We start from the raw sequence: 11,900 nt of genomic DNA on the forward strand, positions 1-11,900 counted from the left end.
ATGATAGCGCATCGCGGCAACATTCGTTTGACGGATGCGATAGAACGACGAAGGCCACCGCTGTGAGGCGGTGGCCTTCGTCCTGGAACTCAGAAAACCCGGGAAATCAGGCCTTCTTCACTTCCCAACCGGTCAGCTCGGCCAGGGCCTTGCCGATGTCGGCCAGGGAACGCACGGTCTTCACACCGGCGTCCTGCAGGGCGGCGAACTTCTCGTCCGCGGTGCCCTTGCCGCCGGAGATGATGGCGCCGGCGTGGCCCATGCGTTTGCCCGGAGGGGCAGTCACACCAGCGATGTAGGACACCACCGGCTTGGTCACGTTGGCCTTGATGAAGGCCGCGGCTTCTTCTTCGGCGGAACCGCCGATCTCGCCGATCATGACGATGGCTTCGGTCTGCGGATCTTCCTGGAACAGCTTCAGGATGTCGATGAAGTTGGAGCCCGGGATCGGGTCGCCGCCGATGCCCACGCAGGTGGACTGGCCGAAGCCGGCGTCGGTGGTCTGCTTCACGGCTTCGTAGGTCAGGGTGCCGGAACGCGACACGATGCCTACCTTGCCCGGCAGGTGGATGTGACCCGGCATGATGCCGATCTTGCACTCGCCGGGAGTGATCACGCCCGGGCAGTTCGGGCCGATCAGGCGTACGCCCAGCTCGTCGCACTTGACCTTGGCGTCCAGCATGTCGAGGGTCGGGATGCCTTCGGTGATGCAGACGATCAGCTTGATGCCGCCGAATGCCGCTTCCAGGATCGAGTCCTTGCAGAACGGAGCCGGAACGTAGATGACCGAGGCTTCGGCGCCGGTGGCTTCCACGGCTTCCTTGACGGTGTTGAACACCGGCAGGCCGAGGTGGGTGGTGCCGCCCTTGCCGGGGGTCACGCCGCCGACCATCTTGGTGCCATAGGCGATGGCCTGTTCGGAGTGGAAGGTGCCCTGGCTACCGGTGAAGCCTTGGCAGATGACTTTGGTGTCTTTGTTGATCAGGACGCTCATTACTTACCCTCCGCGGCCTTGACGACTTGCTGGGCAGCGTCGGTCAGGCTGGTTGCCGCGATGATGTTCAGGCCGCTTTCGGCCAGGACCTTGGCACCCAGTTCAGCGTTGTTGCCTTCCAGGCGGACGACAACCGGAACCTTCACGCCGACTTCTTTGACGGCGCCGATGATGCCTTCGGCGATCATGTCGCAACGCACGATGCCGCCGAAGATGTTCACCAGGACAGCCTTCACGTTGCTGTCGGACAGGATGATCTTGAACGCTTCGGTCACGCGCTCCTTGGTCGCACCGCCGCCAACGTCGAGGAAGTTGGCCGGCTTGCCGCCGTGCAGGTTGACGATGTCCATGGTACCCATGGCCAGGCCGGCGCCGTTGACCATGCAGCCGATGTTGCCTTCCAGCGCGACGTAGTTCAGCTCCCACTTCTGCGCATGGGCTTCACGGGCGTCGTCCTGGGACGGGTCGTGCATGGCGCGCAGCTTCGGCTGACGGTACAGGGCGTTGCTGTCGATGTTGATCTTGGCATCCAGGCAGTGCAGGTTGCCGTCTTTCTTGATCACCAGCGGGTTCACTTCCAGCAGGGCCAGGTCGTAGTCCTGGAACAGCTTCGCCAGGCCGACGAAGATATGGGTGAACTGCTTGATCTGGTCGCCCTTCAGGCCCAGCTGGAAGGCCAGCTCGCGGCCCTGGTACGGCTGCGCGCCGACCAGCGGGTCGATGGTAGCCTTGAGGATCTTCTCGGGAGTGTCGTGGGCGACCTTCTCGATGTCCACGCCACCTTCGGTGGAAGCCATGAACACGATGCGGCGGCTGGAACGATCGACGACGGCGCCGAGGTACAGCTCCTTGTCGATGTCGGTGCAGGACTCCACCAGGATCTTGCTGACCGGCTGGCCGTTGGCGTCGGTCTGGTAGGTCACCAGGTTCTTGCCCAGCCACTGCTGGGCGAACGCCTTGGCGTCCTCTTTGCTCTTCACCAGCTTCACACCGCCCGCTTTACCGCGGCCGCCGGCGTGCACCTGAGCTTTGACGACCCACTCGCTGCCGCCGATCTTGTCGCAGGCTTCTGCGGCCTCTTCGGGGGTGTCTACGGCAAAGCCCTTGGATACAGGCAGGCCGTATTCAGCGAACAGCTGCTTACCCTGATATTCGTGGAGATTCATGCTTGTCTACCGTTATTCGTCTAGGTATTGCGCATTTCGGCGGAGCGCTCGTGGCGCCCCACCACCTGTGACCGTCGTTTCGCGAACCACCCGGCTCGCGAAAAAACAGTCCGGCGGCATACGCCCGCGGCCACCTCGCAACGGTCGCCGGCGCTCACCCGCCGTGGTTCTTCTGAAAGTCTGCCGCCTGCGGCATCCCGACGCAGGCGGCAAACCGTGGATTCTACAGAACCCGGACCCGACAAGGCCAGGAACCTGTCCTGGCCTGACGGACGACGCGTCCCGCGTCGCTGTGACGCCCCTGGCGTGAACCGGGGCGTCGGATCACTCAGCGCTTCTTGCGGTTGGCGATGTGGATGGCATGGCCATTCACTGCCAGGGCAGCTTCGTGCAGGGCTTCGGACAGCGTCGGGTGAGAGAAGACCATCATGCCCAGGTCTTCGGCGCTGGTGCCGAATTCCATGCCGATCGCGCCTTGCTGTACCAGCTCGGCGGCGCTCGGGCCGATCACGTGGACGCCCAGGACGCGGTCGGTCTTCGCATCGGCGATGACCTTGACCAGGCCGGTGGTGTCGTTGGCAGCCATCGCGCGACCGCTGGCGGCGAACGGGAAGGTGCCGACGTTGACTTCGACGCCCTCGGCCTTGAGGGTCTGCTCGGTCTTGCCGACCCAGGCGATTTCCGGGTGGGTGTAGATGACCGACGGAATCAGGTCGTAGTTCATCTGCGCCTTGTGGCCGGCGATGCGCTCGGCGACCATCACGCCCTCTTCCGAGGCCTTGTGCGCGAGCATCGCGCCGCGAACCACGTCACCGATGGCGAAGACGCCCGGAACGCTGGTCTTGCAGTGGTCGTCGACGTAGATGAAGCCACGCTCGTCCAGGGTCACGCCGCTGTCGGCGGCCAGCAGGTCGGTGGTCACCGGGCGACGGCCGACCGCGACGATCAGCTTGTCGAAGGTTTCCTTCTGCTCGCCGTTGGCGTCGGTGAAGGTCACGGTGACCTGCTTCTTCTTCACTTCCGAAGCGGTCACGCGGGCACCCAGGCGAATGTTCAGGCCTTGCTTGGTCAGGACCTTCAGGGCTTCCTTGGCGATCTGCTCGTCGGCAGCCGGGAGGAACTTGTCCAGGGCTTCCAGCACGGTCACCTCGGCACCCAGGCGGGCCCATACCGAACCCAGCTCCAGGCCGATGACGCCGGCGCCGATCACACCCAGCTTCTTCGGCACGGCCTGGAATTCCAGGGCGCCGGTGGAGTCGACGATGATGTCGTCGGTCAGCGGGGCCGGCGGGATCTCCACCGGGCGGGAGCCGGAAGCGATGATCACGTTCTCGGCTTCCAGGACCTGGGTCTTGCCGTCCAGACCGGTCACTTCCACCTGCTTGTTGGCCAGCAGCTTGCCGTGGCCTTCGAAGGAGGTCACGCCGTTGGCCTTGAACAGGGTAGCGATGCCGCCGGTCAGGTTCTTGACGATGTTGGCCTTGCGCGCAACCATCGCCGGAACGTCGATGGTGACGCCCTTGGCTTCGATACCATGGACTTTGAAGGCCTCTTTGGCCTCATGGTACTTGTAGGAGCTGTCCAGCAGCGCCTTGGACGGGATGCAGCCAACGTTCAGGCAGGTACCGCCGAGCGCCACCTTGCCTTCCTTGCCGATGTACTTCTCGATGCAGGCGGTCTTCAGGCCCAGCTGGGCAGCGCGGATGGCGGCAACGTAACCGCCGGGGCCGGCACCAATCACTACCACGTCGAATTTCTGGCTCATATCTCAATCCTTATTCGGGTGAAACCGGACGGCCCCACGAGGGGGCCGCCGTGAAGAGAAACGCTAAATCAGACGTCCAGCAGCAGGCGAGCCGGATCTTCCAGCAGGTCCTTGATCGCCACCAGGAAGCTCACCGCTTCCTTGCCGTCGATCAGACGGTGGTCGTAGGACAGCGCCAGGTACATCATCGGCAGGATCACCACCTGGCCGTTCACGGCCATCGGGCGCTCCTGGATCTTGTGCATGCCGAGGATGGCGGTCTGCGGCGGGTTGACGATCGGAGTCGACAGCAGGGAACCGAACACGCCACCGTTGGAGATGGTGAAGGTGCCGCCGGTCATGTCTTCGATGGTCAGCTTGCCTTCCTTCGCCTTCTTGCCGAAGTTGGCGATGCCGCCCTCGATCTCGGCCAGGCTCATGAACTCGGCGTTACGCAGCACCGGAACCACCAGGCCGCGGTCGCTGGAAACGGCAACGCCGATGTCCTGGTAGCCGTGGTAGACGATGTCGTTGCCGTCGATGGAAGCGTTGACCCCCGGGAAGCGCTTCAGCGCCTCGGTGGCGGCCTTGACGAAGAAGGACATGAAGCCCAGGCGCACGCCGTTGTGCTTCTTCTCGAACAGGTCCTTGTACTTCGAACGCAGGTCCATGATCGGCTTCATGTTGACCTCGTTGAAGGTGGTCAGCATGGCCATGGCGGACTGCGCCTCGACCAGGCGCTCGGCGACCTTGGCCCGCAGGCGGGTCATCGGCACGCGCTTCTCGACACGGTCGCCGGCGGCGAAGATCGGCGCCTCGGCAGCCGGGGCGGCAGGCTTGGCCGGGGCGGCCGGGGCGTTCTTCTTCGCTTCGACCGCAGCGACCACGTCTTCCTTGGTCACGCGACCGCCCTTGCCGGTGCCGGCGATGCTGTTCGGATCGATGCCGGCTTCCTCGGCCAGCTTGCGCGCGGCCGGGGACAGGATGGCGTCGTCGCCGCCAGCGGCGGCCGGAGCGGCGGCCTGTGCAGCCGGAGCGGCGGCGGGCGCAGCGGCAGCCGGAGCGGCCGGAGCGGCGGCGCCGCCTTCGTTCAGCTTGCCGAGCAGCTCGTTGCTCAGAACGGTGTCGCCTTCGTTCTTGATGATCTCGGCCAGCACGCCGTCAGCCTCGGCGAGAACCTCGATGACCACCTTGTCGGTCTCGATGTCGACGATCAGTTCGTCGCGCTTGACTGCTTCGCCCGGCTTCTTGTGCCAGGTGGCGACGGTGCCGTCGGCGACCGATTCCGGGAAGGTTGGGGCTTTGATTTCGATAGCCATTGTGTGCGTTTCCTTAAATTCGGTTTCTTCAGCGCGTAGGCGTTAAACAGTAAAGGCGTCTTGCAGCAGTTTTTCCTGCTGCTCGGCGTGCATCGAGGCGTAGCCGCAAGCCGGAGCAGCGGAGCCTTCGCGGCCGGCGTACTCGAGATTGAGGCCCTTCTTGTGCGCGGCGATGACACGACGCATGTGATGCTGGCTGCAGAACCAGGCGCCCTGGTTCATCGGCTCTTCCTGGCACCAGACGATGTGCTTGAGGTTCTTGTACGGAGCCAGAACTTCCGCCAGGTCGTCTTCCGGGAACGGATACAGCTGCTCGATACGGACGATCGCGGTATCTTCGCGGCCTTCCGCGCGACGCTTCTCCAGCAGGTCGTAGTACACCTTGCCGCTGCACAGCACGACGCGGTCGACCTTCTTCGGATCCAGGCTGTCGATTTCCGGGATCACGGTCTGGAAGGAACCGTTGGCCAGATCTTCCAGGGTCGAGATGGCGAGCTTGTGACGCAGCAGGGACTTCGGCGTCATCACCACCAGCGGCTTGCGCAGCGGGCGGATCACCTGACGGCGGAGCATGTGGTAGACCTGAGCCGGGGTGGTCGGCACGCAGACCTGGATGTTCTGCTCGGCACAGAGCTGCAGGTAGCGCTCCAGGCGCGCGGAGGAGTGCTCCGGGCCCTGCCCCTCATAGCCGTGCGGCAGCAGCATGGTCAGGCCGCAGAGTCGGCCCCATTTGCTTTCGCCACTGGTGATGAACTGGTCGATGACCACCTGGGCGCCGTTGGCGAAGTCGCCGAACTGGGCTTCCCAGATCACCAGCGAGTTCGGCGTGGTGGTGGCGAAACCGTATTCGAACGCCAGCACGGCCTCTTCCGAAAGGAAGGAATCGTAGATATCCAGGCGCGGCTGGCCGTCGAACAGATTGGCCAGCGGTACGTAGACCGAGTCATCCTTCTGGTTGTGCAGCACCGCGTGACGGTGCGAGAAGGTGCCACGGCCGACGTCCTGGCCGGTCATCCGTACCGGATGGCCTTCGAACAGCAGGGTCGCGTAGGCCAGGGTCTCGGCGAAGCCCCAGTTGATCGGCAGGCCACCGGCCGCCATCTTCTGGCGATCTTCGTAGATCTTCGAAACCTGGCGCTGAACCACGAAGCCTTCCGGCACTTCCAGCATCTTGCTGGACAGTTCCTGCAGGGTCTTCAGGTCGAAGCGGGTGTCGTGACGCGCGGTCCAGGCATGACCCAGGTACGGACGCCAGTCGACGAACAGTTCCTTGTTGGGTTCCTTGACCAGGCTCTTCACCACGTGCAGGCCGTTGTCCAGGGCGTCGCGGTAGTCGTCGATCTTCGACTGAACCTGCTCGGCGCTGAGCACGCCGGCATTCACCAGGGCATCGGCGTACAGCTCGCGGGTAGTACGCTGCTTGGCGATCTGCTGGTACATCAGCGGCTGGGTGCCGCTCGGCTCGTCCGCCTCGTTGTGGCCGCGGCGACGGTAGCAGACCAGGTCGATGACCACGTCACGCTTGAACTGCATGCGGTAGTCGACGGCCAGCTGGGTGACGAACAGCACGGCTTCGGGATCGTCGCCGTTGACGTGGAAGATCGGCGCCTGAATCATCTTCGCCACGTCGGTGGCGTACTCGGTGGAACGCGCATCGTCCTGGCGACTGGTGGTGAAACCGACCTGGTTGTTGATCACCAGGTGGATGGTGCCACCGGTCTTGTAGGCGCGGGTCTGCGACATCTGGAAGGTTTCCATGACCACGCCCTGCCCCGCGAAGGCGGCATCGCCGTGGATGGAAATCGGTACCACCTTGTCGCCGGAGCTGTCCTTGCGGCGGTCCTGGCGGGCACGAACGGAACCCTCGACCACCGGGGAAACGATTTCCAGGTGGGACGGGTTGAACGCCAGCGCCAGGTGGACTTCGCCACCGCTGGTCATCACGTTCGAGGAGAAGCCCTGGTGGTACTTCACGTCACCGGAGCCCAGCTCGACGATCTTCTTGCCTTCGAACTCGTCGAACAGGTCGCGCGGGTTCTTGCCCAGGGTGTTGACCAGGACGTTCAGGCGACCGCGGTGAGCCATGCCGATGACGATTTCCTTGGCGCCGTAGGAACCGCAGCGCTGGATGATCTCGTCGACCATCGGGATCAGGCTTTCGCCGCCTTCCAGGCCGAAACGCTTGGTGCCCGGGTACTTGGTGCCCAGGTACTTCTCCAGGCCTTCGGCCGCGGTCAGGCGCTCGAGCAGGTGCGCACGCGCCTCGGCGGAGAAGCCGGGACGACCACGCACGCTTTCCAGACGCTGGAGGAACCACTTGCGCTGCTCGGAATCGACGATGTGCATGAACTCGGCGCCGAAGGTACCGCAGTAGGTGCTCTTCAGGCTGTCGACGATTTCACGCAGGGTCGCCTCTTCCTTGCCGATGTAAAGCTCACCGGTGCGGAAAGTGGTGTCCAGGTCGGCACCCGTCAGACCGTAGTGGTCGATCGACAGGTCGGCAGGCGCGGGACGCTGCCACAGGCCGAGCGGGTCGAGGGTGGAAGCCTGGTGGCCGCGGAGACGGTAAGCGTGAATGAGACGAAGGACTTCGACCTGCTTCTTCTCGTGCTCGCTGCTCACGCTACCGGCGGAAACCGGCTGGGCACGGCGCTGGTTCTTGGCCAGCAGGACGAAATGATCGCGCACTGTGGAGTGCGAGACGTCGGGGGCGGGATTGCCATCGGCGGGAAGCTTCTGGAAATACGTGCGCCACTCTTCTGGCACAGCGTTAGGGTCGTGCAGGTAGAGCTCGTAGAGCTCTTCGACGTAGGCAGCGTTACCACCGGATAGATGGGCACTGTTCCACATCCGCTGCATTACGCTTTCGTGCATGCTAGGTCACCCTCGGTAAGGGGACAACCACCTGGCGAAACCTTGAAGGCTCCGAAGTCCTCAGGCAGCGACATCGGTATGGCCACTACAGATCCCGCAGATAGTCCGGGTACCAGCCCGGATGCCCCTGCTGGTCATATTTTTCAAATCTGGGCCATGGCTTTGTGAGCTTGGCCCGCTTAGTTGCTGCGACGCCGGAAGAACTCCGGCGCCACAGGTGTTGCTAGGTACAACTCATATAACAACTGCGAGAGGATCAGGTTCCGCTCTGCAGCAGCATATTACGCACGTGGCCGATCGCCTTGGTCGGGTTCAGACCCTTCGGGCAAACGTTCACGCAGTTCATGATTCCGCGGCAGCGGAACACACTGAACGGGTCGTCCAGCGAAGCCAGGCGCTCTTCGGTCTTGGTGTCACGGCTGTCGGCCAGGAAACGATAGGCTTGCAGCAGTGCGGCCGGACCGAGGAACTTGTCGGGGTTCCACCAGAAGGACGGGCAGGAGGTCGAGCAGCAGGCGCACAGGATGCACTCGTACAGACCGTCCAGCTTCTCGCGCTCTTCCGGGGTCTGCAGACGCTCGATGGCCGGGGCCGGCGTATCGTTCTGCAGGAACGGCTTCACCTTCTCGTATTGCTTGTAGAAGATGCTCATGTCCACGACCAAGTCACGAATGACCGGCAGGCCGGGCAGCGGACGGATCACCAGCTTGCCGCCCTTCAGGCCGGCGGCCGACAGCGGGGTGATGCAGGCCAGGCCGTTCTTGCCGTTGATGTTCATGCCATCGGAGCCGCAGACGCCTTCACGGCAGGAACGACGGTAGGAGAAGCCCTCGTCCTGTTCCTTGATCAGCGCCAGCACGTCGAGGACCATCACGTCCTTGCCGTTGGTGTCGACCTGGAAATCCTGCATGTACGGCGCAGCATCTTTGTCGGGGTTGTAACGATAAACACTCACTTGCAACATGGCGGGCACCCTTAGTAAGTCCGAACCTTGGGTTCGAATGCCGGAACGGTCTTCGGCGCGAAGTTGACGGAACGCTTGGATACGCGCTTCTCACCCGGGAAGTACAGGGTGTGGCACAGCCAGTTCTCGTCGTCGCGCTCCTCGAAGTCTTCACGGGCGTGGGCGCCACGGGACTCCTTGCGGTGCTCGGCCGCGATCGCGGTGGCCTCGGCCACCTCGAGGAGGTTTTGCAGTTCCAGCGCTTCGATGCGCGCGGTGTTGAATGCCTGGCTCTTGTCGTTGATCTTGACGTTGGCGATACGCTCGCGCAGGTCGGCCAGCTGGGCGATGCCCTTCTGCATGTACTCGCCGGTGCGGAACACACCGAAGTAGTTCTGCATGCAGCTTTGCAGCTCGCGCTTGAGCGGAGCGACTTCTTCGCCGCTGGTGCGCTCGTTCACGCCGTTCAGGCGCTTGAAGGAGGCTTCCAGGTCGCTCTCGGAAGCGCCGCGGGCGTCGATGCCCTCTTTCAGCGCTTTTTCCAGGTGCAGACCGGCGGCACGGCCGAATACCACCAGGTCGAGCAGCGAGTTGCCGCCCAGGCGGTTGGCGCCGTGTACCGATACGCAGGCCACTTCGCCTACGGCGAACAGGCCTTCGACGATCTGGTCGTTGCCGTTGGCGTCCTGGGTGATGGCCTGGCCATGGATGTTGGTGGCAACGCCACCCATCATGTAGTGGCAGGTCGGGATCACCGGGATCGGCGCAACGACCGGGTCGACGTGGGCGAAGGTCTTGGACAGTTCGCAGATGCCGGGCAGGCGGCTGTGCAGGACTTCCTCGCCGAGGTGGTCGAGCTTCAGCAGCACGTGGTCCTTGTTCGGGCCCACGCCGTTGCCGGCCAGGACTTCCTTGACCATGGAACGGGCGACCACGTCGCGGCCGGCCAGGTCCTTCGCGTTCGGCGCATAACGCTCCATGAAGCGCTCGCCGTGGGCGTTGATCAGGTAACCGCCTTCGCCGCGGCAACCTTCGGTGACCAGTACACCGGCGCCGGCGATGCCGGTCGGGTGGAACTGCCACATCTCGATGTCCTGCACCGGCACGCCGGCACGCAGGGCCATGCCCACGCCGTCACCGGTGTTGATCAGCGCGTTGGTGGTGGAGGCGTAGATACGGCCGGCACCGCCAGTGGCCAGGACCACGGCCTTGGAACGGATGTAGACGGTCTCGCCGGTCTCGATGCAGATGGCGATGATGCCGACCACCGCGCCGTCCTGGTTCTTCACCAGGTCGACCGCGTACCACTCGTTGAGGAACGAGGTGCCATTCTTCAGGTTGGCCTGGTACAGGGTGTGCAGCAGCGCGTGGCCGGTACGGTCGGCGGCGGCGCAGGTACGGGCGGCCTGGCCACCCTTGCCGAAGTCCTTGGACTGGCCGCCGAACGGACGCTGGTAGATGCGGCCGGTTTCGGTACGGGAGAACGGCAGGCCCATGTGCTCGAGCTCGAACACGGCCTCGGGGCCGACGGAACACATGTATTCGATCGCGTCCTGGTCACCGATGTAGTCGGAGCCCTTGACGGTGTCGTACATGTGCCAACGCCAATCGTCGTTCGGGTCGGCCGAAGCGATCGCGCAGGTGATGCCACCCTGTGCGGATACGGTGTGGGAACGGGTCGGGAAGACCTTGGTCACCACGGCGGTCTTGTGGCCGCCCTGGGCCAGTTGCAGCGCGGCACGCATGCCGGCGCCACCGCCACCGACGATGATGGCGTCAAAGGAAAGTGTACGAATGCTAGCCATGGATCACATACCCCAAAGAATCTGCACACCCCAGACGAAGAATGCGAACATCGCCATGCCGCAAACCGCCTGGAAGAGGAAACGCACGACTGTCGCCGCCTTGCCGAGAGCCATCGAAGTCAGGTAGTCGGTGGAGATGGTCCACATACCGACCCACGCATGGACGCTCAGGGCAACCAGGGTCAACAGGCTGAAGATGCGCATCCAACCCTGCGAGAACAGGCCGTGCCAGTCCGCGTAGGAAATGTTGGGGTGAGCAATGAGGTAGCCCAGCAGGAAAATGACATAAGCCGCGAGAACGACCGCGGAAACGCGCTGGGCCATCCAGTCGTAGAGGCCGGAGCGCGAGAAGTTTGTGACGTTAGTTACCATACCCATACCCCCGCCAGAACGATCAGCACCACCGCGATGGCGATGACGATTTTGGAGCCACGCTTACCGCCTTCCAGCGTCTCGCCGACGCCAGCGTCCATGACCAGGTGGCGAACACCGGCCACCAGGTGGTACAGCAGCGCAGACAGCAGGCCCCAGATCACCAGCTTGGCCAGGGGACTGGTCAGGCACGCCTTCACCTGCTCGAAGCCTTCTTCCGAACTCAGCGACTTGTCGAGCGCGAACAGCAGCACGGCAATACCGAGGAACAGGATGACGCCAGAGATACGGTGGAGAATGGACGTGTAAGCGGTGACAGGGAGTTTGATGGTCCTTAGGTCTAGGTTTACAGGTCGTTTGCTATTCACGGCTTTTTTCACACTGAGAGCCCTAACGAACAGGGCTAGTTGTCGGGAAGTGCACTTGTCAGGTACCCATCACCAGGGAGTGGCGACCGTCTATGAAAGCGGGCCAGGAATACCCCTTGCGGTCGGACGCCGAGTATAGACAGTTAGGCTACTAATGACAACGAAAACACCCATCGCCAAATGGTTGATTGCGGGCCTTTTATAAAAGGCGTAAATAGCCCCCTTTTTCTGCGAAAACCCCGCCACGGAAGGCTCTACGGCATGGATTCGCGCAAATTGACTTTCGAATTTATCCCTCTATAGTGGTGCGGGCCC

General features: G+C 63.2%; 9 protein-coding genes. All 9 read right to left on the reverse strand.

The genetic code is table 11. The features are described from left to right. Window positions 1–106: 106 nt before the first annotated feature. The 9 genes from sucD to sdhC all read right to left on the reverse strand — a co-directional run bounded on the left by sucD (window position 107) and on the right by sdhC (window position 11,597). Window positions 107–994 (reverse strand): succinate--CoA ligase subunit alpha, encoded by an 888-nt coding sequence (sucD, locus tag AT700_RS17250; protein WP_003087428.1) that lies wholly within the window; start codon window positions 992–994, stop codon window positions 107–109. Further along, window positions 994–2,160, reverse strand: coding sequence for an ADP-forming succinate--CoA ligase subunit beta (sucC, locus tag AT700_RS17255; protein ID WP_003087425.1), 1,167 nt, complete (start codon window positions 2,158–2,160; stop codon window positions 994–996). The genes sucD and sucC overlap by 1 nt, the downstream gene beginning before the upstream one ends. A 328-nt stretch (window positions 2,161–2,488) precedes the next feature. Further along, window positions 2,489–3,925 (reverse strand): dihydrolipoyl dehydrogenase, encoded by a 1,437-nt coding sequence (gene lpdA, locus AT700_RS17260; RefSeq protein ID WP_003087422.1) that lies wholly within the window; start codon window positions 3,923–3,925, stop codon window positions 2,489–2,491. A 68-nt stretch (window positions 3,926–3,993) separates the two neighbouring features. Further along, on the reverse strand, window positions 3,994–5,223 hold the full coding sequence (odhB, locus tag AT700_RS17265; RefSeq protein WP_003114264.1) for a 2-oxoglutarate dehydrogenase complex dihydrolipoyllysine-residue succinyltransferase: 1,230 nt from the start codon (window positions 5,221–5,223) through the stop codon (window positions 3,994–3,996). Window positions 5,224–5,265: 42 nt separating this feature from the next. Then, the gene (locus AT700_RS17270; RefSeq protein ID WP_003087413.1) at window positions 5,266–8,097 is read right to left on the reverse strand and encodes a 2-oxoglutarate dehydrogenase E1 component; all 2,832 of its coding nucleotides are present in this window, start codon (window positions 8,095–8,097) and stop codon (window positions 5,266–5,268) included. A 256-nt stretch (window positions 8,098–8,353) separates the two neighbouring features. Continuing rightward, complete coding sequence (locus AT700_RS17275) at window positions 8,354–9,061, reverse strand: succinate dehydrogenase iron-sulfur subunit (RefSeq protein ID WP_003087410.1); 708 nt, start codon at window positions 9,059–9,061, stop codon at window positions 8,354–8,356. Window positions 9,062–9,072: 11 nt separating this feature from the next. Beyond that, complete coding sequence (gene sdhA, locus AT700_RS17280) at window positions 9,073–10,845, reverse strand: succinate dehydrogenase flavoprotein subunit (protein ID WP_003087407.1); 1,773 nt, start codon at window positions 10,843–10,845, stop codon at window positions 9,073–9,075. A gap of 3 nt (window positions 10,846–10,848) precedes the next feature. Continuing rightward, the gene (sdhD, locus tag AT700_RS17285) at window positions 10,849–11,217 is read right to left on the reverse strand and encodes a succinate dehydrogenase, hydrophobic membrane anchor protein (protein WP_003104386.1); all 369 of its coding nucleotides are present in this window, start codon (window positions 11,215–11,217) and stop codon (window positions 10,849–10,851) included. After that, window positions 11,211–11,597 carry a succinate dehydrogenase, cytochrome b556 subunit gene (gene sdhC / locus AT700_RS17290; protein ID WP_003104388.1) on the reverse strand — a complete coding sequence of 129 codons (387 nt, stop codon included), beginning with the start codon at window positions 11,595–11,597 and terminating at the stop codon, window positions 11,211–11,213. The genes sdhD and sdhC overlap by 7 nt, the downstream gene beginning before the upstream one ends. Window positions 11,598–11,900: the final 303 nt, after the last annotated feature.

This window comes from Pseudomonas aeruginosa (assembly GCF_001457615.1).
GTDB classification, from domain to species: domain Bacteria; phylum Pseudomonadota; class Gammaproteobacteria; order Pseudomonadales; family Pseudomonadaceae; genus Pseudomonas; species Pseudomonas aeruginosa.

Bases quoted from the DNA above. Each gene is read 5' to 3' on its own strand.
- lpdA (WP_003087422.1), bottom strand. From the start codon at position 3,925: ATGAGCCAGAAATTCGACGTGGTAGTGATTGGTGCCGGCCCCGGCGGT.
- sdhD (WP_003104386.1), bottom strand. From the start codon at position 11,217: ATGGTAACTAACGTCACAAACTTCTCGCGCTCCGGCCTCTACGACTGG.
- sucC (WP_003087425.1), bottom strand. From the start codon at position 2,160: ATGAATCTCCACGAATATCAGGGTAAGCAGCTGTTCGCTGAATACGGC.
- AT700_RS17275 (WP_003087410.1), bottom strand. From the start codon at position 9,061: ATGTTGCAAGTGAGTGTTTATCGTTACAACCCCGACAAAGATGCTGCG.
- sucD (WP_003087428.1), bottom strand. From the start codon at position 994: ATGAGCGTCCTGATCAACAAAGACACCAAAGTCATCTGCCAAGGCTTC.
- sdhA (WP_003087407.1), bottom strand. From the start codon at position 10,845: ATGGCTAGCATTCGTACACTTTCCTTTGACGCCATCATCGTCGGTGGC.
- AT700_RS17270 (WP_003087413.1), bottom strand. From the start codon at position 8,097: ATGCACGAAAGCGTAATGCAGCGGATGTGGAACAGTGCCCATCTATCC.
- odhB (WP_003114264.1), bottom strand. From the start codon at position 5,223: ATGGCTATCGAAATCAAAGCCCCAACCTTCCCGGAATCGGTCGCCGAC.